The sequence below is a fragment of the Streptomyces sp. RLA012 genome (assembly GCF_056270325.1).
Map to the genome: position 1 here is coordinate 2482029 of NZ_JBWDPA010000002.1, position 24949 is coordinate 2506977.

Below are 24949 nucleotides of genomic sequence, written 5' to 3' on the forward strand. Positions count from 1 at the left end.
GCGGGATCGGTCAGCGCAGTGTCAGCCGGTACGCCAGCGGCGAGCGCCCCGTGATCAGCACCCGTACCCCGTCCGGAGTCAGGGAGCCGCGCAGCCACGCGTAGCGCTCCCCCGGGTCCACCACCGCCGGCTGCCGGCCGCCCTTGCCGTTGCCGGGGCCGAAGGTGATGCGGTCGGCGCCGACGGCGTAGGTGGCCTCGCCGGAGACGAGCTGGAAGGTGTCCGGGGAGCCGGGGACGGGTTCGAGGCCGTCCCCGGTCAGGGTGCCGCCGGGGCGGAAGCAGAGTTCCAGGGCGAGCGGGCTCGCGCAGCCCTCGCCGGAGAGGTCGAAGGCGATGTCCCAGGCTCCGGCGCCGACCTCCCGGACCAGGACCTCGGTACGGAGCGTGCGGTACTCCTTCGGGCGGTGCGGGAAGTCCATCGCGGACCAGAAACGGCTGTCGTCGGTGAGGGCGTAGTCCCCGTCGGGACGGCGGTGCTCGGGCGGCAGCGGGTGGTGGAAGGCGCCGCGGACCTCGGCGTGCAGCCGCCAGCCGTCGTCCGTGCGCTCCAGTCCCTCCGCCCGGAAGTGGCCGAGCGCGAAGAACCGCGGGGCCAGCCGCAGCGAGTCCAGGATCGCCGCGCCCTTGCGCATCTTGAAGAAGGTCGGGTTGGTGGACAGGCCGGAGGAGATGGCGTGCAGTTCCGGGAAGTCCGTACCGCCGAACACGCTGGCCGTGTGCGCCCCCCTGCGGACCCGGACGAGGCGGCAGCCGGCGTCGTGGTGCTCGAAGTCGTCCGGCAGGTCCGCCGCCTCGGGCAGCCGCAGGGCCAGCTCCGGCTGGTCCAGGACCTGGGCCAGCCGCTCGCCGAGCGGGGTCTCGCCGAAGGTCTGGTCGGTGCCGCGCTCCTGCAGCAGCGCGGCCACCGCCGCGAACCGCCCGTCGCCGTCCCGCAGCGCCATCTCCCGGTACTGGAGCCAGAACTCGGGCAGATACCGGACCCTCGTCTGGTCCTGGCGGCGCGAGTGGACCGTCTCCACCTCTCCGTTGGGCTCGATGACGTACAGGTTGGCGGCCAGGTTGTCGCGTACGTTCGCGTAGAGGTCCGTACGTCCGTAGTGCCGGGCCAGCACGAGCAGCGCCGGATTGGTCACCGCCGCCGAGTAGTTGGGGCTGCGCTCGCTGTACTCGCCGCCGGGCAGCTGGTCGATGCCCTCGGCGAGCCAGGTGTCGATGCGCTCGGCGTGGGCGGGGTCGGGCCGGCGGGCGTGCATGCGGGCGAGGGCCGCGCAGACCAGCCAGCGGTGGTTCGCGGTGTGCACCCCGCCGGTCGCGAGAGCGGGGCCCGCCGCCCGCAGGATCCGCTCGATCGTCGCCCGCAGTCCGGTGGTCGGCTCGTGGGCGTCCTCGTCCAGCAGGTGGTGGATGAGGTTGAGGTCGACGATCGAGAAGGCGGTGTCCGGCGGGTTGCCGTCCGCCCCGTGCTCCCACACCCCGCTGTCGTACTGCTCCTCGGCGAGCGCGTCGGCGAGTTCGGCGGCGGGGCCGAGCAGCGCGTCGGAGTGGTGGTACACCGAGCCCTCGTGCACGTACACCGACACGAGCGTGCGCAGCGCACGGGCCGTGGAGCGGGCCTCGCCGCCGTCGCGGAGGTCGACGAGGCAGTCGGCGTAGCCGTCGAGGACCGCCTTGGCGCGGGTCTCGGCGGTCGCGGTGAGCAACTCCACGAAGTCGGTGTCCACCGGGGCACCGCTGTCGGAGAGGGAGGCGAGGAAGGTTCTGCGGGCTGTCACTGGGGCTCCTGAGAGGGGTCGCGCGGGCTTGGGGATGGGCTTGGGGATGGGTGTTGGTCCCGTACGTCGATCGCGGTGAGCGCCACCGCCAGACCCCTCCCATTCAGAAAGCGCTTGCACGTGGAGTGACCCTAGATAATGTGCGGATGTCACTACAAGACCCGTACACCAGAGGTCGGAGATATCAACCCTGCGCGCTGTCCGCATGCAGGCGAATCTCTTCGGGGGACGGACGGGCACCGCCGATCCCCTCAAGCTCGCGGTGAAACGGGGCACGGTCGCTGGTGACGGGCCTGGCCGCGAACCGGTCGTTCGAGAGCGGGCCGCCGGTGCGGGCGCGCGCGCTGCTGGACGTCTGAGCAGCGCTTTTCCGGGTGTGCGGGCACACCTGAGCCGCTATAAAGGCGATGTATACATCACCTGTATAGTCTCGGCATGCCTTCGCTGACCAAGAGTTCACCGACCAAGAAGATGAAGAGACCGGGGAGCGGGTTCCGTCCGACGGCCGCCTTTGTGGCGGCCGTTTCGCTTGCCCTGCCCCTGACGGGGTGCACGACCGTCCACACCACCGCGCCGGCCGCCGCCCGCACCGGGGCCGCGCACGGCACCCAGGCGGCGTTCGGGACGGTCGACTGCCGTCAGGCCAAGTGCATCGCGCTGACCTTCGACGCCGGGCCGAGCGAGAACTCGGCCCGGCTGCTCGACATCCTCAAGGAGAAGAAGGTCCCGGCGACGTTCTTCCTGCTCGGCAAGCGGCACATAGAGAAGTACCCGGAGCTGGTCAAGCGGATGGCGGCCGAGGGGCACGAGGTGGCCAGCCACACCTGGGACCACAAGATCCTGACGAAGATCAAGCCCGCCGAGATACGTCAGGAGCTGGAGAAGCCCGACGACGCGATCGAGAAGCTCACCGGAAAGCGGCCGACGCTCATGCGCCCGCCGCAGGGGCGGACCAACGACACCGTGCACAGGATCTGCCGCGAACTCGGCCTCTCGGAGGTCCTGTGGAGCGTGACCGCCAAGGACTACAAGACGTTCGACCCCAAGGTGATACAGCAGCGCGTCCTGAAGCAGTCGACCCGGGACGGGATCATCCTGCTGCACGACCTCTACCCAGGCACCGTGCCCGCGGTGCCCGGAATCATCGACGCGCTCAAGGAGCGGGGGTATGTGTTCGTGACCGTGCCGCAGCTGCTGGCCCCGGGGAAGGCCGAGCCGGGTACGGTCTACCGCCCCTGACAGGTGCCGGTTCACCGGCCGGTCAGCCCCGCTCGGCGGCGCGCTCCAGGAGGCGGGCCGCGCCCAGGGGGTTGTGGTTGCGCAGATGCATGTCCGCCGCGGTCTCCAGATCACCGGCCAGCTCGGCGTCGTACGCGTCGTCGCGCCAGGTTCTCGGCAGACTGTGGTTGCGCCGCATGATGCGGTCCAGGACCGGGCGCTGCACGGTGGCCTTCGCACGGGCCGAGGGCGGGGCCGCGAGGTCGGCCACGGCGGACAGCCCGTCCGCCGCCTCCGCCGGGAGTTGCAGATCCACCTCCGGCAGCGGTCCGGCCCAGATGTCCCACACCGGTCGGCGGTGTGTCAGGTCGAAGACCAGCATCGCCCCGGGCTGCAGCACGATGGCCGTGGCGGGATCCGCGTGGAAGAGGCGGGTGCGGGCGGTGGGCGGCAGCAGCGGCTGCGTACGGTGTCCCAGCGGCAGAAAGAGATTGCCCGGTCCCAGGCAGTACAACGACGTTCCGACCGGCAGTTGTTCGAGCACTCCGCCGGGCGCCGTGAGCAGATACCGGTCACGCCCCTCGGTCAGGAGTGCCGCGTCGGCGAGGGGACGTCCGGCGAGCAGCGCGGGGAGCAGCGCGTAGTCCCCGGCGTCCAGCAGCACGGCATCGACCTTGGCCCCGGGGGTGCGGGCCCGGACGAGCGTCACCGGTGTCGGAGCCGGTGCGAGCGCGGCTTCGTCCCCGCCGGCCGCGTCCGCCGTGACATTCGTCAGGGGGCGGTCCTCGGCGAGCGTCACCAGGGTGGCGCCGTCGCAGAAGTCGGCGAGCGGCCGCAGCCGGGAGCAGCCGTGGACGCTGTCCGCCAGCAGCCAGACCTCGTGGCCCGCCATGGCCTCCAGCCGGCGGTCGGACAGGGGTGAACTCCTGCGATGCTGCATCAGCAGCGCGCTCCCGGCGCTGCGGCACACCAGGGTGAAGGGGTCCCGCTCCAGCGCGGTCAGGAGTGATCCCGGGAGCGCCGAGTCGCCCGGCGCGGTCACCCGCACTTCGTAGGTGACGATCTGTTCGCCGCCCTCCGCGGAGGTCCCGCCCCCGTTGACGGCGGCATCCCGGCGGGCGGGGAACAGCGGTGCGAGGAGCACCGTGCGGTAGCGCACGCTCAGTCCCAGGTCCAGCGCCCGCCGCACCGCCGTCGGCACCTGTGCGCCCGGCAGCAGCAGCACGGCCTCCCGCAGGGGCACGGGGGCCACGGTACGCAGTCCGGCGGCACGCATCAGCTCCAGCGGTTCCACCGGGGTCAGGGCGTCCAGCGGTACGGTCGGGCCCGGCGAGGCCTCCGTCGGCGCTCCGCCCCAGCCCCGGTCGCGTACCAGAGCGCGGTTCAGCTCGACGTAGACACGGCCGCCGGTCGCGGCGCTCATCTCCCGGACCGCTTCGAGGGAGAGGTCGGCCACGACCCACCAGTCGTGCGCCCCCGGCCCGCGGAAACAGCTCGTCCCGGCGTCACCGTCGGTTCCGGTCCCGGTTCCGGTCCCGGTTCCGGTTCCGGTTCCGGGCAGCTGGCCGGCGTAGGCGAGGGCGGAGGACGCCGTGCGGAACCGGCTCGCCACGCGGGCGTCCGGATCGGGGCGTTGGACCCGGACCCGTGGCGGCGCGACCGGGCGCAGCGGCAGCGGCGCGGGCGGCGGTACGCCGTCCTCGACGGGCTGGATGCCGCCGGTCGGTGGCCTGTGCGGTCGTCCGCCCGTCGGCGGCTGCTCCGGAGGCGGTGGCGTCGAACCGTTCCTGCGACGTGCCATGGATCATCCTGGTTCGAAAGGTGACGAGACGTATCACGACGAGACTTCTCACGAGGGGACCGCTCCGGAAGCGGGCGGCGGCCGGCCCGGGCGCGGTGGCTCGGAAGAGACGACATTCAGGTTCACGTGGGTCGAGTTCTCCCGCGTGGAACGGAAATCCGCGGCCCGTTGCTCCGGCGAGGGGATCGACAGCTCCGTACCGAGCACGCGCCGGGCCCACTCCTGCCAGCGCTGCGCCGCGCCCAGCCGGTGGCCGCGCACCGACGCGGCGAACAGCAGCGCCACCTGGTCGGGGCGTCCGGCGCACTCGGCGATCGCCACCGCCCACTGCTCGACGAACGGGTCGTAGGCGGTCTCGGACCTCGCCAGTTCGGCCCTCGCCTCGCCCAGTACCCGCAGCACGTCCCGGGGTCCGCCGCCCTCGGCGAGGTCGCAGCGAGCCAGGACCAGGGAGTGCCGCAGCGCGAAACCTTCGTGGAGGACGGGCGGGCCCGTGGTGTCGGCGTCGCCGTGCCGCTCGATCACGGACCTGGCGGACACCGGGTCGGCCAGATGATGGGCCAGCGTCCAGGCCGCCAGATCCGTGCGGTTGGCCCGGCCGTACTCCACCGCCGCCGCGGCGTACTCCCCCGTCCTCGCCAGCAGGTCGGCGGCCTGCCGATGGGATCCCGCCGCCGCGTAGCAGCGGGCCGCGTCGAGAGGCAGCCCGGCCAGCTCGTACGCGTGCCCGGCCCGGGTGTACAGGCGGCTACTGGTCACGGAGCCGCTCCCGCCGCGGGGTGTCCGTGGACCGGTCCTCCGGCGTACGTGGGGCCTCCGGTTCCGCTCCGGGGTGCAGTTCCTCGACCAGCGCGCCGTTCTCCACCACACGTGCCACATCCACCGCGGCCTGGTGGTGGCGGGCGTCGTGGTCGGCGAGGGCGGGGCCGTCCCGCAGATCGTCGACCTGGAAGAGTTCCACCTCCCCGGTGTCGGCGCGATAGCGGAACTTGATCCGTACTCGCATCGGGCCTCCTACAGCCTCAGGTCGAATTCGATCTCCAGAACGCCGTCGGTCTCGCTGACGTTCAGTCGCTCGGCACCCCTCACGCGGGCGTAGGCGAGCAGTGCGTCCCGGTAGGCCTCGGCAAGGGCCCGGTGCAGCAGGTTGCGTCCTTCCACCCCCACGGCGAGGAGCAACTCCTCCGCGGCGAGCCGCAGTTCGCGGGCCCGTTCCTCGGACGCCGCCGAGAAGGCACGGTCCGCACGGGCCGCGGCCCGCACATCCAGTGCCTCGCTCTCGCGTTCCTCGGCGCGTCGGTTCTCCTCGTCCAGGCGGCTCTGCCGTGCGGCGGCGAGGGAGCGCTCCAGGTCCTCCTGAGCGTCCTTGGCGGCGTCCTCCTCGGTGCGTCCGCCCCAGTTGTCGTCGTAGTAGGTGCCGACGCCCTCCGCCTCGACGGTGTCGTTCACCTGTGCCTGGACCACCGTGGCGGCTTCGCCCGACGCGGTGACCGTGGCGGCCACCCGGGCGGAGATCTCCAGCTCCCGGGTGGCGGGGTCGTAGGTGAGGGAGCCGCCGTGCAGAACGTGCCGGAACAGCCCGTCCTCGCCCTGCTCCCAGCCCGGTGTCCGGGCCAGCACCGCGGGCAGTGCCGTGAGCGCCGGAGCGCCGACGGTGTCGCCGAGCGACTCGCGGATCCTGGCCTCGCCGTGGGCCTCTCCCGTGCGGGTGACCCGACGGCGGATCTCCTGTTCCCAGGCGTGGGCGAGCGCACGGGTGGCATGGACCCGGACCCGGCGTGGATTGCACATCAGTAGAGCCCTTCGTCGCCGTACTTCTCACGGAACAGTTCGACGGTCGTGCGCTGCTCCCGCTGTACCGAGCGCAGCGCTTCGTGCTCCTCGGGGTGGTCGCGGCGCAGCTCCGAGGCGAGTCGCTGGGTCTGCCGCATCAGTTCGTGGAGCTGCTCACGCGAGTCGGCCTGGTCGCGGCGGGCCACCAGCTCCTGGAGATCCACCTGGATGATCTCGAAGAGCTCGCGGACGCGCCCGCCGGACTCCTGGACGGGGACTCCGTGGTCGGCGACGATCCGCCGGATCGACGGCTCGTCCCGCGGATCGGTCCAGAGGTTGACGAGGCGGGCGAGGTCCGAGGGCCGCGCGCTGCTCCGCCCGGCGGCGAGCGCCGAGGCCGCGAAGAGTTTCTGGGCGCGGACGGCCCGCCGGTCGGAGAAGGTGATGCCCTCGGAGCGGAAGCTCTGGAGGATACGGGTGTAGGTGCCGCGGATCTCCGACACGTCGATGGTGGCCACGGCCCGCTGCAGGGTGCGCAGATCGTCGGGGGCGATGCTGACCAGCGTGCGTTCGCGGTCCGTGAGCGGCGCCGTCCCCTCGCCGTCGGTCCCGCCGCGCGCGATGCGTTCCCGCTCTCCCTGCCACCCCAGGGCCAGTACCTCCTCGACCTCTTCGTCACCCACGTAGTCCAGGTTGCAGCGCAGCAGGAAGCGGTCGCTGAAGGCACCGAGGACCGGGTCGGCCGGTATCTCGTTGGAGGAGCCGACCAGGGTGACGAGCGGGGTGCGGACAACCGTCCGACCGGTGTGGAACGTACGTTCGTTGATCAGCGTGAGCAGCGTGTTGAGGATCGCCGAGCTGCCCTGGAAGACCTCGTCGAGGAAGGCCACGCGGGCCTCGGGAAGCATGCCCTCGGTGTTGATCTCGTAGATGCTCTCCTTCTGGAACAGCTCGACGTTGAGGGGCCCGAACAACTCGGCGGGCTCGGTGAACCGGGTCAGCAGATAGCTGAAGGGCCGGGTGTCCAGAACCTGGCAGAACCGGTCGATGAGACTGGTCTTGGCCGTGCCGGGCGGGCCGATGACCAGGATGTGCTCCTGGCAGAGGGCGGCGAGCCCCAGGAGTTCGACCACTTCGTCCCGGCCGACGAAGTGCTGCTTGACCTCCTTGAGGCGGTTGGCGTAGCCGAGTGCGAGAAGGCGTACGTCGGCGTCGAGGCCCGTGTCGATGCTCACGAGGCGGTCTCCTCGTCCGAGGGGTGGTCAGGGATGTCGGTGACGCCCGTGGCGTCGGTGACTGCCCTGGTGTCAGGGGTGTCAGGGGTGTCAGGGATGTCTTGGGCGTCCGGGGTGTCCGGGTCGTCGGGTACGTTCTCGGCGACCTGTACGCCACCGGCCGACGGGCCGGCGCCGGCTGCTCCCCGGCGCCGGGTGACCAGCAGGGAGAGGGCGGGGCGCCCGCCGCCCCCGGGCGGTCGTCCGACGGGCTGGGCCTTGTCGAGTTCACGCTGCTGGCGCGCCCGGCGCAGCGCTCCGATGAGTTCGCCCAAGCGCCGCGCGTCCGGCACCCGCAGGCCGGGGCCCACCAGTTGGTCGGCGCGTGCGTCGCGGAACAGCGAACGGATCTCGTCGCCGTTCATGCCCTCGGTGGCACGGGCGATGGCGTCCAGGAGCCTGTCGGTCGTCGGCACCTCGAAGTGCCGGGCGTGCACGGACGCGATGGCACGGCGGGCCTCCTCGTCCGGCAGGTCGATCTTGACGGGCCGGAAGCGGCTCGGCCGCAGCAGGGCGTCGTCGATCAGGTCGATGCGGTTGGTGGTCCCGATGATGAGGACGGGGACGTCGGGCCGGAAGCCGTCGAGTTCGGTGAGGAGCTGGGCGACGATGGCGTTGCCGGCCCGGCTGCCGCCGTCCTCCCGGCCGCTGCGCCGGGCGGCGATGGAGTCGAACTCGTCGAAGACCAGCACGGCGGGCGCGTTGCGCCGGGCCTCGGCGAACAGCTCCCGGATCTTGCGTTCGCTCTCGCCGACGTACATGTCGGTGACCTCGGGTCCGGAGACGACCTGGATGGTGCCGCCCAGCATGCTGGCGACCGCCTTCGCGAAGAGTGTCTTACCGGTGCCGGGCGGGCCGTGGAAGATGAAGCCGCGGGGCACCAGGTCGTGCGCGAGCTGCGGGGAGAGGCCGTACAGGTCGGACACCGCCCCGCCGATGATCTCGATGGCCCGCTTCAGCTCCTCCTTGACCTCGTGGTAGCCGCCGATCTGCTTCAAGGGCACGTTCGGGATCTCGAAGGAGCTGGACGTGCGCACCTTGAACGTGCGCAGCTCGTGCAGCAGATCCTCGAACCGGGGCCGCACCGGCTCCGGCCGTCCGGCCGGGTCGTGCGCGCCCCGGTGGCGGCCGTAGGCGTAGTGCAGGGCGTGGCGCAGGCGTACGGGGTTCATTCCGGCCACGTGCTTGTAGAGCTCGACGGCCTCGAACCCCTCGAACAGTTCGGCCTCGTCGCGGGTCACCAGGGCCTGTCCGATGGGAGCGGTGTCGCCTCCGGCGACGGGCACCAGACGGGGCAGGATGTCCATGGCGAGACGCACGTCGAAGCGACTGGCCAGTACTTCGGGGATGACGAGGGAGGGGTCGGTGAAGGCGAGCAGCACGGTGCCGCTCCGCTCGTAGACCACGTCCGTCAGTTCGCGGGCCTCCGCGCTGAGTGCCGCGTCGCTGCCGCCCGCCAGCAGGTCCAGGTGCGGGACGACGACCACGTCGCCGGGCTGCGCCTGGGCGACCTCGGTCTGCAGCGCCGTCATCAGGGCGCCACGCCGGTCCGGGGCGAGCTGCCGCATCGGGTCCGCCGCACCGCCGGCGGTTCCGGTGGCGCGGACCATCCGCTGGGGTCGTCCGGAACGGCCCGCGATCTCCCCCGCGAGATGTTCCACCAGCAGCTTCTCGCAGCGCACCAGCACCGACAGGCCGCTGGAGAGGTAGGTGGCGGCGGTGTTGATGTCGACGTCGTGGGCGGCGAGCACCGCCTGCCGTTCGCTGAGCCGCTCGGGGTGCCCGGCGGCGGGCAGCGGCGGTTCCTCGGACGCCGGGGTGTCCGCGGTGGCGGCCGGGGCGGGCGCGGTGGCGTCGGGTGCCCCGTCCTGGTCGCCAAGGGTGCCCAGGCCCGCCACCGCCGTACCCGGCACGAGATACAGGGGCAGACCGGGCTCCGGGTCGGCCACGGACCTGAGCAGCAGGGAGGTCACCTTGAGTCGCAGGAACTCGGGGCGGACCGGTTCGAGGCCGAGTGCCGGGTACTCGCCGAGCAGTTCACCCAGCGTCAGTTCGGGTGTCTCGACTTCGGCCATGAGGTAGCGGGACTCGAATCCCCTGGGGTCGGCGGGAGCGAAGGTGAGGGTGCGCATACGTGGCGTGGTCATCCGGCACCTGTCCTGGTCAGACCGTAGGTGTGGACAAGCTGAAGGGCCTGCTCGTACCCCTTGAGCAGGGGCCGGGCCCGGGCGAGGTCCGTTCCGTTGCGGCGTTTCATGGCGAGCGGCGCCCAGAACCGTGCCGTGGCGAGGGCCGATGTGTCCGCGGGGCCCTCCAGCATCAGGTTCCTGGTGGCGCGCCGCAGTCGCTCGTCCCAATGGCCGCCGTGGCGCAGCCGGGCCGCTGTGCACACGTCGAGGATCAGTTCGGGGTCCTGTTCGTCGAGCAGGGTGAGCAGTTCGGCCCGCCAGGTGAGCACGGCCGGATCCGGGGACCATCGGCACAGGCCGGTGATGAGGAGTTCGCGGCCCCGGGTGAGCGTCAGCAGCAGGGCCGCCGTCTCCCGTTCGGCCGCGGTCGCGCCGGCCTGGAGTCTGCTGTGGGCCGGGCGGTGCAGTACCGCGGTGAGGGGTGAGCGACGCAGCAGTGTCTCCGTGCAGGGTTCGCTCTCGTCCGGCGGTGCGTCGAGGAGTTGTACCTGGCCTGCCGGCGCCGAGGGCCGCTTCCTGCGCCGTTCCTCGCTCGGGGACCACAGCGCCAGGACCGCCGGTGCCACCACCGCGTGCCGGGCGAGGACGTCGTACCACCGGGCCGCCCCCGGAGCGCGGCGGGACGGGAATCGTTCCTCGGCGGTCTCGGCCAGTCGCCGGGCCGGTTCCCGCTGGCCCCGGCCTCCGACCGCCGCGGCCAGCAGCAGCGCGCCGAGTCCGACCGTGCGGTCCTGTTCGCCGAGGGGCGGCCGTCCCGCGCCGAGCCGTGCCGCGCTGCCGCGGGCGGTCTCGGCGAGCATCGTGCGGACCTGTTCGCCCGGGGCGCGCAGCCGGGCCACCTCCCAGAGCGGGCCCCGGGGCGGCTCGCCCTTCGGCTCGATCGTCCAGGTCAGCACGCGCAGGGCGGTGGTCTCGGCGTTCACCGGCCCGCCACCCAGTACGGCGCCTGGGCCATCTTGCGGCCGTCGGCCCGGTAGAACCGCAGCATCCGGCCGCCGTCCGAGGCGATGTTGACCAGCGCCGCCACCTGCCAGGGCTGGTGGAAGGTGGAGGTGTGCAGGTCGACGTCGATGGAGGACAGTCCTATGGCGCTGGTGGCCTCGAAGAGATGGGTGTGGTACCAGCCGATCAGTTGCTCGCCGCGAGCGCGTTCGGCGAGGAGTTCGCTGACCCGCAGGAAGCTCTCCCCCGTGAAGGTGAAGTGGAACATGGACGCCCCGGTGCGCTCGGCGCGCAGTGCGGCGCTCACCCGGACGAGATGGCCCTCGGAACGGCTCTCGTCGCGGTAGACGTGTCCGGCGAGGAAGCCTCCTTCCTCCACCTCGTCCGAGAAGGGCAGTTCCTCGGTGAGGTCCCGCAGCACCGACGGGGCGACCACCACCGCGACCTGTGCCGGGTCGTCCGGCAGCCATGTCCCCTCGGCCTTCGCGACACCGAGTGAGGCGAGGTCGGCCCGGGGCGGGTCGGGCGCCGCGACCTCCTCGATGTGGAAGAGGTCGGTCCTGCGCCGGCGGGGTGGAATGTCCACGCGGTTGACCATCTCCGGGGCGGGCCGCACCAGGGCGATCCGGTCGAGGCCCGGCCCGCGTACGCCGAACCCCCAGTGGGTCTCGTCCTCCCCGCGCTCCAGCAGCAGTTCCTGCAGCGGGCGGCCGATGATCTCCCGTACCGAATGGGGGTGCTGATACAGCACCCCGGCGTTGTGCATGATGCGCACCTGGACATAGCCGTGGCTGCTGCGCAGATTGATCAGTGAGGGTTGTCCGGAGAGCGTGCGCCGGTCGGGGACCGGGAGGAACAGCAGCTCGAAGCGGGTGCCCGCGAGGGACTGTCCGATCAGCGGCTCGAACACCCGGCGCAGCAGCGGGACCAGCGGCACCTGTCCCGCACTCACGTAGTCGTCGCTGCGGAACAGCTCGACCTCCAGGACCGTCATGGTCCGTCGACCGCTTCGATCACGTTGGGATACCGGACCCGGCCCTGCGTCACCCGGTGTTCGGGCGAGCCGCCGATCTCCGCGATCCGCCGCCTGCCCTCGCTCCCTCTGGCCCACATGGCGGCCAACGGGTCGAAGAAGTTGGCGTGCGTGGCGAATTCACCGCGCGCGTCGATGGGGCCCGCCTCCACCTCGATGCCGTAGTTGCGGTAGGCGGCGATGTCGATCAGCAGTCGGCATACGTCGGCGAAGTCCAGCGAGGGCACGTACGACTCGGCGATGGCTCCCAGGCAGACGGCGCCCCGGCTCTCCGGGTGGGCGCGGTACAGCTCGCACTCGTAGTTGGGAAAGACGTTCGGGTGGAAGATGGGTGTCTCCCAGAAGACGAACGGCGCCGTTTCGGGGAAATCGGGGCCGAGTTGCACCAGGACCGCGTGCCGGGACACCAGGACCGGGCCGCCGCCCGCTCCCGCCGGGGGGCCGAAACCGGGATGTTCGAAGCGCAGTTCGTACTCGGTGGGCAGGGTCGTCGAGTTCACCCGCACCTCGAAGTCGGTGTTCTGCTCGGCGAAGTCGAGGATCTGGTTGCGTACCCGGTAGAGGGCGTCCTGTCGCTCCAGCGGGTTGCCCGCGCCCGCGGTCGCTTCGAAACCGACGTGCATCCGGTCGCCGTCGCGCACTCCTTCCTCGTCCAGGGTGCTGTCGGGGTTCATCCGGCGGCGCCTCCCGCCGGGACCCTCGTGGTCGATGACAGTGGGCACGGACGTGTCCATCCCCGCGCCGTACTGCTCGACCACCTGGGCGGCCACATTGCCGACCGTCTGTGCGGCCGGGGCGTCGGTGATCCGCCACTGGCGTCCGTCGGGGCCCTGGACGTAGAGCAGGTTCAGCAGATAGTCGGGCCTGCCGGGCGGCACCACGGTCCAGCCGAGGTCGGTGCGCTCCAGGTGGCGGCGGAGCGCGCCGGGCTCGGTCGCCGAGACCTGGTACGAGACGGCGTGCGGCGTGGACCAGACCTCGCGGGGGTGCTGGCCCGCCTCGCCGAGGACGCGCCGGGCCACGTCGCGTTCCTCCTCGTTCTCCGCCCTGACGATGACATGGCAGGTCTCCGGGGTGTCCTCGTCCGCGGGTGGTCCGTTCGACAGGCCGTAGCGCTCGACGAGTTCACTCAGGTCGTCGCGGGAGCCGTAGGTCTGGACGACCGTTTCGAGCATCAGCCGGAAGGGCGTGGCCATCACGCCGGCCTCCATCTGGAAGAAGACCTCGTTCCAGAAGTTGATCGGGCTGCTGAACCCGGGAAGCTGGCTCGACGGGAAGCGGATGTTGTCCAGCAGCAGGCTGGCCGATTCCATGTTGCGGTAGATGCTCGCGACCGCTCGGAGGAGTACGCCTCGGTCATGGGGGCTGAGCTGAATGTCCTGGGCGCGCTGCGAGCCGGCCTGGGGCCGCCGTGGCGGCTGACTCATTTCTCCAGCCTCCGCCATGCGTAGCCCCCCTCCGGCCGGCGCACGGACAAGATGTCCTCCGGTGCGACACCGAGTGCGGTCAGTGTCGTGTCCGGATCCGCCACACGCAGCCGCTGGCTGAACCCGGGTCTCACCAGGGCTCCGCAGTGCCGGCATGACGAGGCATCAATATCCGCTTGAGTTGGGCTTGTTCGCCCCTTGTCAGGATAGTGCCCACAACCGCTGCAAGGCCGGGGAACGACGAACTCGTTCCAGGACAAGGGGTCTTCGCCGGGTTCCAGGACGGCGAGCAGCTCACCGACCGTGGCCCGGCAGGAGACGGGAACGGTCCGCACCTCCCCCTCCAGCGGACGATGGTGCGGGCAGTCGGGGGCACGCCGGACGCTCACCGGTTCGCTCACACCGCCGAGCGCGTCGATCCGGAGCACGGAGTACGGGAGCGGGTCGGCGAGGAGGACACGCAGCGCCGCCAGGGTCATCCAGGAAGCGACCAGCGCGGTGGAGGCGATCGAGGAGGCCTCGGGCCCCGCGGCGCGAAGATCCCGGCAGCTCCAGGGCTGGTCGCCCACGGCTCGCTCGGCCGCCGAGAGCGTACAGCCGTAGCAGGGCTCGTCGGCCGAGCGGCGCAGGCGCACCTCACCGCCCCAGGGCTGGGTGCCTCCGTCGATCAGCACCGCGTCCACCAGGGCGCAGCGGCCCAGCAGCCGCAGCCGGGACCGTCGCGAGTCGAGGCATCCCAGCACCACGTCCGCGTCGGCGAGTTCACCGAGGCCGACACCGACGGCGAGATCGGCGACGCGGGGTTCGGCGTGGAGGGCGGGGTTCAGCCGGCGCAGCGACTGGGCGGCCGCCTCGGCCTTGGGGCGGCCCACGTCGTCGTCGGTCACCAGGACCGTACGGCTGAGGTTGGACGGTTCCACCGTGTCGGGGTCGCAGAGGATCAGGTGTCCGACCCCGGCCAGGGCCAGGTTCTTGGCCACCTCGTTGCCCAGCGCACCCACCCCGGCGACCACCGCGGTCGCCGCCTCCAGCCGCTCCTGGCTCCAGCCCGGTATGAGACGCTGCCGCCCGAAACGGTCCGCCTCGCCCCGCAGGCCGGCCCCGTCCCGCAGGCCCGCCTCGCCCCGCAGGCCCGCCTCGTCCGGCAGGCCCGCTCCGGCCCGCAGGTCTGCTCCGTCCCGCACGCCCGCCCCGTCTCGTACGTTCACGACGGCCTGTTCCTCACCTTGGCGAGCGTCACCGGGCAGACGGTGACCTTGCCGTCGGGCCGCCAGCGTTCCCAGCAGGGCAGTCCGGCGGCCGGATCCCGGTGGACCGAGGCTCCGCACACCCGCTCTTCGGGCCGGCAGGGGCACACGACCACGTACTCTCCGGCCCGGAAGGTGTGCCCGCAGTAGAGGCAGACCGGTGCGCGCAGCCCGGTTCCGGGGGTCGGCAGCCGCCAGTCACCCCGCGGGATCCGGGTCACCGGCACCAGCGGCGGCCACGCGTCCAGGAGCCCCTCCGACAGGGCGGTCGTCTCCCCGCCGCCCCGTACGGCGGCGGATTCCGCGTCGTCGCCGTCCGCGACGACGCAGGCCAGCGCCGGGTCGAGGTGCGTCACGGTGCGGGAGCCGCGGTCGACCCGCACCCGGTCCCCGCGCCGGAAGCTGTGGCCGCAGACCGTGCACAGGCGGTGGTTCCACCACGAGGACGGCCCGGTCAGCACGTCCCCGTCCACGCCGATGTGCTCCTCGGCGGGCTGCGGGTCGAGTCCGTCCTCGACACCGAGCAGCAGCTCGGCCTCTTCGGAGAAGTCCTCGGCGCCCTGGGCGTTCAGCCCGTCTCTCGGTTCCTCTAGCCGCACAGCATCTGCTCCATCTCGGGTGCGCCCAGCGCGGCGAGTACCGCCTCCACGGCGGCGGGCCGCATCGCGTCCCCGAGGATCTCGACGCCGGCCTCGGTCACCCTCACCCGCAGACGCACCAGATCGCCGTCCGGATGGTCCGCGTACTCCGCGGCGGCGATCAGATCGGGCAGCGCCTCGACAAAGACATGCTCAGTCATCGTTCCGTCCCCCAGCGGCCTGGTACGGGATGAGCACACCCTGGGCACTCACCCGATACGACCTCATTTGACAGTGTTTCCCACACGCCACGCCGTATAATCACCTTGTCGCAGGCGGGACATGTGGTGGTGCGCCCGTCCTCGCCGAGCGCGCGCTCGACGTACACGAAGTGCAGCCCCGCCTCCCGGCCCGCGTCCCGGCCGGCCCGCAGCGCCGAAGGCAGGGTCGGTGTCGCGGCCGCCATCCTGAAGTCGGGTGTGAAGCGCAGCAGATGCCACGGCAGTGCGGGGTCCACCGCGGCCAGTCGCCTTGCGATGAGGCCCAGTTGGGCCGGAGCGTCGCTGATCCCGGGGATCAGTGGTGTGCTGACCTCCACCCAGACGCCGGCCTCGCGGAACAGTTCCACCGCCTCCAGCACGGGGCGCAACGGAGCCCCCGTGAGCCGGAGATGGGTCGCTTCGTCGGCGGCCTTGACGTCGATGTTGACGGCGAGCAGGACGGGCGCGACCAGGCGGATCGCGCGCCGGGTCAGGAACCCGTTGCTCTTCCAGACGATCGGTACGCCCAGGGGCGCCGCTTCCTCGGCGAGTGCCAGCGTCAGTTCGGGCGCGAGCCCGGGTTCGGAGTAGGACAGTCCCAGGGCGGCTCCCGTCCGTGCCGCCCGCGCCGCCAGCGCGGCCGGGTCGGCGGGTGCGCCCAGCCAGGGGGAGCCGTCGGCACGGCCGTACTGCGAGAGCCGGTGATTGATGCAGTAGTCGCAGCGGAACGTGCAGCCGGGACCGGCGACCGTCAGGATCTGCGAGCCCGGACGCACGTGGTAGAGGGGTTTGCGTTCGACGGCGTCGAGGTGGACGGCGGCCGCGGTGAAGGTGGCCGTCTCCAGTACGCCCGCGCGGTTGCGGCGCACCCGGCAGACCCCGGCCCGCCCCTCGGGCAGGTCGCACCGGAAGGGGCAGAGCTCGCAGCGCACCCGTCCGTCCCGGGACGGTTCGCCGAGCAGCGCGGGTCGCCACGAGGGCTCCTGCCGGGTGGTCATCGTCCGGTCCCCCGTTCCCCGTCCGCGAGCAGCGCTCGTACGGTGGACATGAGCTGCCCCACGGGCGGGTCGGGCGGCAGGACGTGGTGACCGTTCAGCGGGCCCGGCACGGGCCGTTCACCGGGCTGGTACGTGGTCAGCAGCCGCAGCCACGGCGCGGGTTCGGGGCGTGGCGCGTACTGGTGGGCGAGCAGTACGACGGGCAGGTGGTCGGCGCGTGCCGTGTCCAGCGCCGCGGGCAGGGTCTCGTCCGGTGCGCGCAGGGTGCGCGAGGTCCACAGATCCATCAGCTGGGCCGCGCCGGTCAGCTCGACGGCACGGTCCGGCCTGCCCGTCGTCACGAGCCGAGGGTGCTCGCCCTGCCGCCAGAGGGCCATGGTGACGAGATGCCCGACCAGCCGCAGCAGGTTCTCGGCGCCGCCGAAGGTGGGCGGTGTCGTGTCCAGGACGATGGTCACCGGTCGCAGCCGGGGCGGTACGAAGGCGGAGTGCTGTCGGTAGAGCAGCTCGTCGGTGAGCCGGCGCAGCTTCAACACCTTTTCCGGCAGGGCGAGTTGGGTCTGCAGCAGTTGGCCCGGCAGTCCGTGCCGGCTGACTCCGACCGCCCCCGGCACATGGGTGGCGACGCCGACGCGCGAGGTCACCCTGCTCTGTTCGAGCGAGGCCGCGGTCAGCAGCCTGAGCCCCTGGTCGCCGAGCGGCGGCAGGTCTTGTTCCCGTCCGATCAGCCGCAGGACCAGGCCCGGGTCCGCGGCCGCGGTGTCCGGCCCCAGTATCGTCAGCATCGCCACGGTCCGCTCGCCGATCCGGTCCGCGGCCGCCGTCAGCTCCTCGACCGTGGGAACGGCCGTCGGTTCGGCGCCCGGCGCGACGGGAGGCAGGCCGCCGAACGCCGCCTTCCACTGGGCCGGTCCGGTGCCCTCGGGCGGAGCCCACGCGTCACCGCAGTCGGCGTCCACGAGCAGCAGACCGCCGAGCGCGACCCTGGCGCGCGCGGGCCAGTTCAGCTCCCGTAGCCTCCGGACCCCCGTGTGCTCCCGCAGCACGGCCAGCCGGCTGTCGTGCAGGGCCCCTTGGCGTGCCGCGCCGGTCAGCGTCAGCGCGTCCTCCAGAACCCCCAACGGCCGCCACATGCCGGCCTGTCCGAGGGCGAACAGTCCGGGCATGGCGGCGCTTCGGACGGCGACGGGGACGGCCCGCGACCGCGCCGCCCTCAAGAAACCCTCCCCGACCGGAGGGTCGAGGGACAGCAGATGGGTCGACCAGCCACGGCCCCCGCCGGCAGCCAGCCAGGCATTGCCGGCGGGGTCGACCGTGAGGGAGACGGAGGCCAGCCAGCCGCAGTGGGTGTCCACGACGAACGGGCCGTGCAGGTCCGGGAAGTCCCAGACGCACACCTGACCGTTGATCAGACCTGCGGCGAGCAGCATGCGGCCGTCGGGGAGAGTGAGCCAGGAGACGGTTCTCACCTGGGCGCCGGTCGGCAGGTACCCGCGCAGGCCGGCTGCCAGGTTCACGGTGAGCCCGTCCTCGGTCTCATAAAGGGTCAGGCCGTAGTCCTGGCCGACTGCGAAGACCGTCCGCCCGTAGGGCGTCCTGGCGAAAGCCATCCCGCGCGAGGTCGTGGCCGTGTTGAGCTGCGCCAGCGGCGCGGGGACGGTCGTGTCCCAGATGTCCACTCCGACCCCCGCGTGGGCTGCCGCCACCAGGTTCCGCCCGTCGGGCAGAGCACCGAGCGCGACCGCTGTGACCGTCATGGGGACGGTGGAGAAGGTCCGCACGCCCCGGGCGAATTCATGCGTGACATCCACGACCACGACGCCCGTTCTGCCGACGTCGGCCGCGACGAGCAGACGCCCCTCCGGGGTCTCCGCGAAGGCGACGCACCGGTAGCCGCCGGCGTGGAGCGGCTGTGTTCGGCCCACCGAGCCGCCCGCTTCGGAGGGCTTCAGCATGACCAGGCCGCCGTGCTCGCCGAACACCTGCCGCTCCGTGCCGTCCGACGATACGGCGACGGCGGCGGCCTCCACCTCGCCCGACCGCCTCACGGTGAGCACGTGTGGCACGGGATCGTCGTTCGTCACGCGCCAGCCGACCGCCTGCGTCCGCCCCCTGCCGCTGGATACCGGCGTGGCGGTGAGACCCACGACCCCGCTTCCCTCCGACGCCCCGGCCACCGGCCGCCCGCCGCCCGTGGACTCCCCGTCCGCCGCCGCCAGGACAGGCGACCAGCGCACCTCCCAGACATACCCGTGGGCGTCACCGCAGCCGCCCGCCAGCATCACGTTGTCCCGCTCCGGACGCGCCCATGTGACACCACCGACCTCATCGGGCGTCCGGAGGGTCATGACGCACACTCCGGCGGCGGGGTCCCAGATCCGCACGGTGTTGTCCCTGCCGCTGCTGGCCAGCAGGAGCCTGCCGTCCGGCAGCGTCACCCAGGACACCGACGACGCCGAATCCTCGTGTCCTTCAAGGTTCATGACCAGTTCGCCGCTGTGCACATCCCAGACCGAGACCCGCCCCGTGTTCTGCGTGACGGCCACGAGTGCCGTGCCGTGCTCGGACAGCACCAGATTCGAGGAGGTCACGAGGTCGCGGGAGCCGGAATCCGACGACTTGACGTTCAGAACACGCCGCACACCACCGGTATGGCCATCGAGGATGTGCACCTGGCCGACTCCGTCCCCGACAGCGAGGAGTTCCGTACCGTCCGGCAGGCGCAGCCGACCCAGGCTGTAGAGGTCCCTCCCGTACGACGACGCGTACTGGCGTTCACCCGTGAACGGGTTCCACGACTGAGCTCCCGCATCGCCGACCGTCACCACCGACAGGTCGTCGCCGTTCCAGACGCACGCGACACCGAGGATCCGCCCCATCCCGCAGTCGAAGGAGTTCAGCAGCACATCCGCTTCGGCGTCCCAGATGTTGACCCACTCGTCCAGACCGACGCTCACGACGCAGAGCCGCCCGGTGTCCGGGGCGACGAACGTGTCGACAGCGTAGATACAGTGTCTGGTCAAGGTGGCAAACGGATTCGGGTCCGCCGGATCCACGGTCTCGGGCTCGGACCCCGGGGCGCCGCTTCGATGCGTGAAGGCGTGGATCGGAAGGCCGGTACGTCCGTCCCACGTCCGCGCGGTTCCGTCGACGGAAGCGGAGACCAACAGGCGTCTGCCGTCCGGCATGTCCGTCCAGACCATCTCCGCCTGGAACCGTTCGGTGTGCCCGTCCAGCACATGCAGTGTGCGCATCTCCACGGTCACGGGCTCACCGGGACGAGGCGTCACCAGGGGTTCGCGCGCCTCCGCCAGGCCCCGGCCCGCCGAGCGCGCATGCGCAGCGGCCCATGACGCGAGCCTCGGATCCGTCGCGCCGGTCACCATGTGACTCCCCGCGGGGGTTCGGGCCAGACGACGAGCCCCTCTTCGAGGGACCGGCACAGGTCGTCCTCCAGCACGGTGTGGCGCGCGGCGAGTGCGGCGGCGGCCACCAGCCCCGAGGCGTGGCGCAGTTCGCGATAGAGGTGGCCGGCGAAGGCCACCGCGCAGTCGTCGTCGAGGACACCGGTGTGCGCGACGCCCTCGGCCGCGAGGCCCCTCAGGGCGGCGATCGCCTGGTCGCCGTGGCAACTGCCGAGCACGAGCCCCCGCAGCCGTACCCGGCCGTGTTCCCGGTACGTGGTCAGGGTGCGGGCCAGTTCGCTCGCGGGGACGCGCTGCTCCTCACCCGTCGCGTCCTCGAAGAGCAGGTCGCCGCCGTCCCCGTGACACGCCAGGTGCAGTACGTCCACGGGGTGGTCCAGCAGTCCGCGCAGATCGGTGACGGCGGCGGCCGGGCGGAAGTCCACTTCGAGGTGGCCGAGTTCGGCCGCCCGCAGGACGGCCCGCAGTTCACGGTCGGCGCGCAGCCGCTGCTGCCCGTGGGGCTGTGCGCCGACGACGAGAACACGCCGTATGCCGCCGCCCGGCGTTGCCTCGCAGCCGGCCGCCGCCTGCGCGAAGACCTCGTTTTCGGGCAGGCGTTCGGCCGCGACGGTCATCAGCCGGCATCTGCCGTCCGGTACCTGTCCGGCGGCGACGGCCTCCGCGACCATGCTCCAGAAGTCCACGGCCGAGACACCGAAGGCGCTGGGCATGGCCTCAGGAGGAAACCCCGCCTCGAGGAGCACGGCACGGGCGGGCGGCCCCGGCGCAAACGCCTTGGCCAGCGCGCGAGTCTCGATCTGCTGCAACGACTCCCCCATACGTCCCCCCCTTCCGCCACCGCCTCGGCGCCGCCCCGAACGCGGTGATGGGTCACACCACTGTGGACAGACTCAGCGCCCCGGGCAGCTGACGAACGTATCTGCGCAGAATCGATCCCTTCATGACCGATGCCTGCACGGTTGTGGCCAGTTCCGCCACGATTCCGATCGGCACGCGGACGACCAGGACCAGCCGTTGTGAACCGGTGAGAGGCGTGTCCTTCGTTCCCCGCATCACCCAGCGCGGCTGCGGGCTGAGCTCGCCCACCGCCTCCAGGAGGGGACGCGACCGCCGTACGGTACGGGTGCGGCTGTAGTCGCCCAGCGTCGCCTCCAGCGGGGCGATCTTCAGCTGCGGCCCGAGCCGCAGGGTCGTGCCGATCTGCTCCTCGTCGTCGATCTTCGACGGCGCCATCGACCAGGCGATCGGGGGCTCCTGACCACTGCCGGCCGGGGAGCCGTGCGCGGACAGGTTCAGCTCGACCCGCACGCTGTCCAGCCTCGGCGTCCTCGGTTCCGGCGCCATCGCCACCGCGAGGTGGACGACGTGGTAGACGGCGCGTGCCGCCTCCTGCTCCACGAACGCCGCGAGGTCCTTGTCGTCGGCCGCGTACGCCGATGTCACCGGCACCGCGAGCGGGCCGCCCAGCGAGACCCTTCCGTCCAGCGGGGGTCCCGCGGGCACGGGACCGCCGGGGGAACGCCCGGTGCGGTCGAGCGGAAGAGACAGCGGTTCCCCGGGAAGTTCCGGAAACGCGAATTCGATCATCTGACGTGCCCCCCGTAGGGCCGATTCAGGCCACGAGTCCCTACGATCCCACCTCGACCGGCGCACGAGAAGAGGCGTGCGGGTGCGTGCTCCGGGACACCTCTGCGATCACCGTTCGCCTGGGCCGGGGATGCCGACCAGGGGTACCTTCCGAGTGTTGCCACAGAACGGAGTTCATCGTGCCGCGGAGCACTGAGGAGCACACCGGCGCTCGGATCGCCCGCATCCGTCAGCAGCGGGGACTTACGCAGCAGGGGCTGGCGATACGGGCTCATCTGTCCAAGTCGCTGTTGTCGAAGGTCGAGTGTGGCCAGAAGCCGGCCTCCCCTGCTCTTGTTGCGGCCTGTGCGCGTGCGCCGGGTGTCTCCACTTCCGCGCGGCTGGACCCGTTCGCGGGCCGGACACCACTGGATGGACCTCGGCCGCGCCCACGCCTGGACAGGCCACTCGGAGCAGGCCCTGGACTGCCTGCAACGGGCCCGGCGGACCGCGCCGCAGCAGACGCGCTACCACCCGACCGTACGAGAGACCGTGCTGGCTCTCAAGCGGCGCGAACGGGCCCGGAACAGTTCGCTGGCGCAGTACGCGGAGTGGGTCGGGATCTAACACATCGCGAGGCAGTGGAGTTGCCCTGTCCGTTGCAACTGCCTTGCGTTGCCGGTCGGCAGGCTGACGTGCAGTCAGTACCCACACATCCCATGAGGTCCCCCTGTTCGAACGAAGTTGACAGCTTGCAGAAGAACAGTCCGGGGGCGTGGCCAACGCCGATGGGAGCGTCAACCTGCCGCACTGTATCGCCCACACCTTCGAGCCGCCGCTGCGGATTCCCAGACGGGGGAGCGGAAGTCCGTCCGCTCCACATCAGCCCGATGATCTTCTTGGCCGCGCGGTTCACCTTGAGCACGCCCGGCAGCCGCCTGTTCATCCGTTCCGGTGGAGCGGCAGCCCGGCGATGACGGACGTGCCCCGGGTGGGGCGGGGCCGTACGGTCCAGGCGGTGGCGAGGTGGTCGACGAGGAGCAGGCCACGGCCGGTCTCGGCGTCCGTGTCCGGGTGGGCCGGTACGGGTTTGCCGGTGCCCGGATCGGAGACGGCGAGCCAGTAGTGGCCGTCGGCGGGCCACAGGACGAGTTCGACGAGGTCGTCGTCCTCCCGACAGGTCCCATGGCGGATGGCGTTGGTGACCAGCTCGGAGGTCAACAGGCCGAGGTCGTCGCCGAGGTGGGGGCGAAGGGCGTGCGGCAGTGATTCGGCAACGGCGTGCCGGGCTCGCCGTACGGAGGTGGGGTGGGCGGGGAAGCGCCAGAGGACGGGTACGAGGGGGATCTCGGGCATGGCGAACTCCATGGCGGTGGTGAGGGGTTGGGGTTGCCGGTGGCCTACCGCCCTGGTCGCGGGCGCACCCGTCCCAGGGCAGGCGGGCATGCTCGCGCGGTGCGCTTCCGGTGTTGCGGTGTGTAACTTGCGCAGTACTGACGGTAGTGCATCAGGTGGTAAATTTCCCATGCACTCATGAGAATTAACCACGACGTGTGCAATCCCACCTTCGAGCGCGACAGACTGACCTTCGTCGATTGGAAGGAACTGCATGCCCCCAAGGACGACGCCTACGGAACGGCAGAAGCGACTGGGCAGTGAGCTGCGGCGTATCCGTACTACGGCAGGCGTGACCGCAGAGTTCGCGGCGGGCCTACTGGGCCTGGACCGAGGCAAGATCTCCAACATTGAGTCCGGCATCCGGGGTATCAGCGCCGACCGCCTACGCACACTGGCCTGCAACTGCGATGTGACCGATGAGAAGTATGTCGAGGCGCTCGTTGAGATGGCTGAGGCGAGCGCGGGTTGGTGGGAACGCTACCGGGGCATCCTGCCCCAGGGCTTGCTGGATATCTCAGAAACGGAAGGCAACGCCGCGCGCATTCGCGGTGCCAACACGGTGCATGTGCCCGGCATGCTCCAAACGTCGGAACAGGCCATGGCCATCTTCCGTGCGGCGGTTCCTGCCTTGCCCGAGCACGAGGTTGCGCTACGGCTCGCACTACGTGCGGAGCGCCAGCAGGTGATCACCGGTGACAAGGTGATCCCGTACGTCGCCGTCATCCACGAAGCCGCTCTCCGGATGCAGTTCGGCGGTACGGACGTGGCCCGTGCCCAGTTGGAGTACCTGCTGGAGGTCTCCGAGCGGGACAACGTCGCCGTACTCGTCCTCCCCTTCGCCCACGGCGCCTTCCCGGGAGCCGGGCAGACGGTCGTCTACACCGAAGGCCCTGTACCGCAGCTCGATACAGTGCAGGTGGACAGCTCCCACGGACCCACCTTCCTCCACGCCGAAGGGCAGCTGGCGAAATATCGGGACCAACTAGATCTGTTGGAAGGTCTGGCTCTGCCGCCGGAGCAGTCCCGCGACTTCATTCGCGAGATCGCACGCCAACTGTGAGGAGCACCAGTGCCCGACATCACCTGGGAAAACCCGTTCTGCGCCGAGGGCAGTTCCTGCTTCCGCCTCGGCACCGACGCCGACGGGAACGCCTACATAGCCGTCAACGGCCAGGAGGACCGCTACCTCACCGACTCCGTCGAAGCCCTTCGCACCCTGATCACCGACATCAAGGCGGGCAAGGCCGACCACCTGCTGTAGGCCCGCGCCGGTCCCGTCTCGCCGCCCACGAGGGCGCACGGACCCTGGGCCAGCGCCCGCTGCGACGTCCGCACCTTCCTCGACGGACTCCGCACCACCTGCCAGTGCTGCGCCCAGAACCAGGACGCTGTTCGGCGGTCCTGCTGCGCCATCGGCCAGTGCTGTGAGAAGCGGCTGTCACCGTTGACCGTGACGTACGTCCACGCGGTCCTCAAGTCGGCCCTGGAACATGCCGTCCGCGAGGATGAGCTTCCGCGCAATGTCGCCCGGAACGTCAAGACGACCACGCCCCGCCCCCGGCGTTTCCAGCCCTTCACCGCCGCCGAAGCCCGGCAGTTCCTTCAGTTGGCCGGCGAGGACCGGCTTCATGCCCTGTACGAACTCGCCCTGCGCACCGGGCTGCGCAAGGGCGAACTCCTCGGCCTCCACTGGGAAGACCTCGACCTCGACGGCGGCACCGCCACCATCCACCGCTCCCTCCAGCGCACCCGCGCCCAGGGTCTGACCGTCCTGAACACCAAGACCCTCGCCTCCGAACGCCGCATCGCCCTCCCTACCGAATGCATCATCTCCCTCAAGATCCACCAGGAATGGCAGGAGGAAGAGCGTCAGGCGGCCGGAACGGGCCGGACGGACAACGGGCTCGTCTTCACCACCCCGAAGGGCAGGCCGCTCGACCCGACCAACCTCACCCGCCGCTTCCGCAGCCTTCTCCGCAGCGCCGGACTCCGGACGATCCGCTTGTTGAGTCGGCCCGGGGCGCGGTGCCGGGATTGCTCCCG

Annotated in this window: 23 protein-coding genes and 2 pseudogenes; 7 read left to right on the plus strand and 18 right to left on the minus strand. The window is 71.4% G+C overall.

The window, feature by feature from the left end; all coding sequences use genetic code 11:
- Positions 1-10: 10 nt before the first annotated feature.
- On the minus strand, positions 11-1774 hold the full coding sequence (locus RV986_RS11645) for a hypothetical protein (protein WP_475917317.1): 1764 nt from the start codon (positions 1772-1774) through the stop codon (positions 11-13).
- 471 nt (positions 1775-2245) lie between these two features.
- On the opposite strand from RV986_RS11645, the gene RV986_RS11650 reads away from it, so the two are divergent.
- A complete protein-coding gene (locus tag RV986_RS11650) occupies positions 2246-3013 on the plus strand; it encodes a polysaccharide deacetylase family protein (RefSeq protein WP_475924253.1) in 768 nt (255 codons plus the stop codon).
- Between the two features lie 22 nt (positions 3014-3035).
- Here RV986_RS11650 and RV986_RS11655 read toward each other — a convergent pair whose 3' ends face one another.
- The 16 genes from RV986_RS11655 to RV986_RS11730 form a co-directional block, all read right to left on the minus strand.
- On the minus strand, positions 3036-4793 hold the full coding sequence (locus RV986_RS11655) for a hypothetical protein (RefSeq protein WP_475917318.1): 1758 nt from the start codon (positions 4791-4793) through the stop codon (positions 3036-3038).
- Positions 4794-4841: 48 nt separating this feature from the next.
- Positions 4842-5552, minus strand: a complete 711-nt coding sequence (locus RV986_RS11660; protein ID WP_475917319.1) for a hypothetical protein — start codon at positions 5550-5552, stop codon at positions 4842-4844.
- On the minus strand, positions 5542-5799 hold the full coding sequence (locus RV986_RS11665; RefSeq protein ID WP_475917320.1) for a hypothetical protein: 258 nt from the start codon (positions 5797-5799) through the stop codon (positions 5542-5544). The genes RV986_RS11660 and RV986_RS11665 overlap by 11 nt, the downstream gene beginning before the upstream one ends.
- Positions 5800-5807: 8 nt before the next feature.
- A complete protein-coding gene (locus tag RV986_RS11670) occupies positions 5808-6584 on the minus strand; it encodes a hypothetical protein (protein ID WP_475917321.1) in 777 nt (258 codons plus the stop codon).
- Positions 6584-7801, minus strand: coding sequence for an AAA family ATPase (locus RV986_RS11675; RefSeq protein ID WP_475917322.1), 1218 nt, complete (start codon positions 7799-7801; stop codon positions 6584-6586). The genes RV986_RS11670 and RV986_RS11675 overlap by 1 nt, the downstream gene beginning before the upstream one ends.
- Positions 7798-9987 carry an ATP-binding protein gene (locus RV986_RS11680; RefSeq protein WP_475917323.1) on the minus strand — a complete coding sequence of 730 codons (2190 nt, stop codon included), beginning with the start codon at positions 9985-9987 and terminating at the stop codon, positions 7798-7800. Before RV986_RS11680 ends, RV986_RS11675 begins: the two co-directional genes overlap by 4 nt.
- Entirely contained in the window at positions 9984-10952 is a 969-nt protein-coding gene (locus tag RV986_RS11685) for a hypothetical protein (RefSeq protein ID WP_475917324.1), read from the minus strand. Before RV986_RS11685 ends, RV986_RS11680 begins: the two co-directional genes overlap by 4 nt.
- Complete coding sequence (locus RV986_RS11690) at positions 10949-11965, minus strand: JAB N-terminal domain-containing protein (RefSeq protein ID WP_475917325.1); 1017 nt, start codon at positions 11963-11965, stop codon at positions 10949-10951. The genes RV986_RS11685 and RV986_RS11690 overlap by 4 nt, the downstream gene beginning before the upstream one ends.
- On the minus strand, positions 11962-13431 hold the full coding sequence (locus RV986_RS11695; RefSeq protein ID WP_475917326.1) for a hypothetical protein: 1470 nt from the start codon (positions 13429-13431) through the stop codon (positions 11962-11964). The genes RV986_RS11690 and RV986_RS11695 overlap by 4 nt, the downstream gene beginning before the upstream one ends.
- Positions 13428-14639 carry a HesA/MoeB/ThiF family protein gene (locus RV986_RS11700; protein WP_475917327.1) on the minus strand — a complete coding sequence of 404 codons (1212 nt, stop codon included), beginning with the start codon at positions 14637-14639 and terminating at the stop codon, positions 13428-13430. Before RV986_RS11700 ends, RV986_RS11695 begins: the two co-directional genes overlap by 4 nt.
- Positions 14636-15277, minus strand: a complete 642-nt coding sequence (locus tag RV986_RS11705; protein ID WP_475917328.1) for a hypothetical protein — start codon at positions 15275-15277, stop codon at positions 14636-14638. The genes RV986_RS11700 and RV986_RS11705 overlap by 4 nt, the downstream gene beginning before the upstream one ends.
- Positions 15268-15477: a radical SAM-modified peptide, FtsH ternary system-associated gene (locus RV986_RS11710; protein ID WP_475917329.1), complete on the minus strand. Its 210-nt coding sequence runs from the start codon at positions 15475-15477 to the stop codon at positions 15268-15270. The genes RV986_RS11705 and RV986_RS11710 overlap by 10 nt, the downstream gene beginning before the upstream one ends.
- The gene (locus RV986_RS11715; protein ID WP_475917330.1) at positions 15474-16514 is read right to left on the minus strand and encodes a radical SAM protein; all 1041 of its coding nucleotides are present in this window, start codon (positions 16512-16514) and stop codon (positions 15474-15476) included. Before RV986_RS11715 ends, RV986_RS11710 begins: the two co-directional genes overlap by 4 nt.
- Complete coding sequence (locus RV986_RS11720) at positions 16511-19768, minus strand: WD40 repeat domain-containing protein (protein WP_475917331.1); 3258 nt, start codon at positions 19766-19768, stop codon at positions 16511-16513. Before RV986_RS11720 ends, RV986_RS11715 begins: the two co-directional genes overlap by 4 nt.
- A gap of 125 nt (positions 19769-19893) precedes the next feature.
- Positions 19894-20760: a CHAT domain-containing protein gene (locus RV986_RS11725; protein WP_475917332.1), complete on the minus strand. Its 867-nt coding sequence runs from the start codon at positions 20758-20760 to the stop codon at positions 19894-19896.
- A 52-nt stretch (positions 20761-20812) separates the two neighbouring features.
- A complete protein-coding gene (locus RV986_RS11730; RefSeq protein WP_475917333.1) occupies positions 20813-21529 on the minus strand; it encodes a hypothetical protein in 717 nt (238 codons plus the stop codon).
- Between the two features lie 179 nt (positions 21530-21708).
- Here RV986_RS11730 and RV986_RS11735 point away from each other — a divergent pair.
- Together RV986_RS11735 and RV986_RS11740 are read left to right on the plus strand one after the other, a co-directional pair.
- Positions 21709-21843: pseudogene (locus tag RV986_RS11735) on the plus strand (helix-turn-helix domain-containing protein); the annotation flags it as partial.
- Positions 21844-21889: 46 nt separating this feature from the next.
- On the plus strand, positions 21890-22135 hold the full coding sequence (locus RV986_RS11740) for a hypothetical protein (protein WP_475924728.1): 246 nt from the start codon (positions 21890-21892) through the stop codon (positions 22133-22135).
- Between the two features lie 315 nt (positions 22136-22450).
- Here the strand turns inward: RV986_RS11740 and RV986_RS11745 are convergent, their stop codons facing one another.
- Positions 22451-22864, minus strand: a complete 414-nt coding sequence (locus RV986_RS11745; RefSeq protein ID WP_475917334.1) for an ATP-binding protein — start codon at positions 22862-22864, stop codon at positions 22451-22453.
- A gap of 177 nt (positions 22865-23041) precedes the next feature.
- Between RV986_RS11745 and RV986_RS11750 the strand changes: the two genes are divergently transcribed.
- The 4 genes and pseudogenes from RV986_RS11750 to RV986_RS11765 all read left to right on the plus strand — a co-directional run.
- A complete protein-coding gene (locus RV986_RS11750; RefSeq protein WP_475924729.1) occupies positions 23042-23167 on the plus strand; it encodes a hypothetical protein in 126 nt (41 codons plus the stop codon).
- Positions 23118-23966 (plus strand): helix-turn-helix domain-containing protein, encoded by an 849-nt coding sequence (locus RV986_RS11755; protein ID WP_475917335.1) that lies wholly within the window; start codon positions 23118-23120, stop codon positions 23964-23966. Before RV986_RS11750 ends, RV986_RS11755 begins: the two co-directional genes overlap by 50 nt.
- Positions 23967-23975: 9 nt before the next feature.
- Positions 23976-24167, plus strand: coding sequence for a hypothetical protein (locus RV986_RS11760; RefSeq protein ID WP_475917336.1), 192 nt, complete (start codon positions 23976-23978; stop codon positions 24165-24167).
- A 63-nt stretch (positions 24168-24230) separates the two neighbouring features.
- Positions 24231-24908: pseudogene (locus RV986_RS11765) on the plus strand (tyrosine-type recombinase/integrase); the annotation flags it as partial.
- Positions 24909-24949: the final 41 nt, after the last annotated feature.

What these genes read in the sequence shown, in the direction of transcription:
- RV986_RS11650 (WP_475924253.1), top strand. Translation starts at nt 2,246, where the DNA reads ATGAAGAGACCGGGGAGCGGGTTCCGTCCGACGGCCGCCTTTGTGGCG.
- RV986_RS11655 (WP_475917318.1), bottom strand. Translation starts at nt 4,793, where the DNA reads ATGGCACGTCGCAGGAACGGTTCGACGCCACCGCCTCCGGAGCAGCCG.
- RV986_RS11665 (WP_475917320.1), bottom strand. Translation starts at nt 5,799, where the DNA reads ATGCGAGTACGGATCAAGTTCCGCTATCGCGCCGACACCGGGGAGGTG.
- RV986_RS11670 (WP_475917321.1), bottom strand. Translation starts at nt 6,584, where the DNA reads ATGTGCAATCCACGCCGGGTCCGGGTCCATGCCACCCGTGCGCTCGCC.
- RV986_RS11680 (WP_475917323.1), bottom strand. Translation starts at nt 9,987, where the DNA reads ATGACCACGCCACGTATGCGCACCCTCACCTTCGCTCCCGCCGACCCC.
- RV986_RS11690 (WP_475917325.1), bottom strand. Translation starts at nt 11,965, where the DNA reads ATGACGGTCCTGGAGGTCGAGCTGTTCCGCAGCGACGACTACGTGAGT.
- RV986_RS11695 (WP_475917326.1), bottom strand. Translation starts at nt 13,431, where the DNA reads ATGAGTCAGCCGCCACGGCGGCCCCAGGCCGGCTCGCAGCGCGCCCAG.
- RV986_RS11710 (WP_475917329.1), bottom strand. Translation starts at nt 15,477, where the DNA reads ATGACTGAGCATGTCTTTGTCGAGGCGCTGCCCGATCTGATCGCCGCC.
- RV986_RS11715 (WP_475917330.1), bottom strand. Translation starts at nt 16,514, where the DNA reads ATGACCACCCGGCAGGAGCCCTCGTGGCGACCCGCGCTGCTCGGCGAA.
- RV986_RS11720 (WP_475917331.1), bottom strand. Translation starts at nt 19,768, where the DNA reads ATGCGCACACTGCATGTGCTGGACGGGCACACCGAACGGTTCCAGGCG.
- RV986_RS11725 (WP_475917332.1), bottom strand. Translation starts at nt 20,760, where the DNA reads ATGGGGGAGTCGTTGCAGCAGATCGAGACTCGCGCGCTGGCCAAGGCG.
- RV986_RS11730 (WP_475917333.1), bottom strand. Translation starts at nt 21,529, where the DNA reads ATGATCGAATTCGCGTTTCCGGAACTTCCCGGGGAACCGCTGTCTCTT.
- RV986_RS11745 (WP_475917334.1), bottom strand. Translation starts at nt 22,864, where the DNA reads ATGCCCGAGATCCCCCTCGTACCCGTCCTCTGGCGCTTCCCCGCCCAC.
- RV986_RS11750 (WP_475924729.1), top strand. Translation starts at nt 23,042, where the DNA reads ATGAGAATTAACCACGACGTGTGCAATCCCACCTTCGAGCGCGACAGA.
- RV986_RS11755 (WP_475917335.1), top strand. Translation starts at nt 23,118, where the DNA reads ATGCCCCCAAGGACGACGCCTACGGAACGGCAGAAGCGACTGGGCAGT.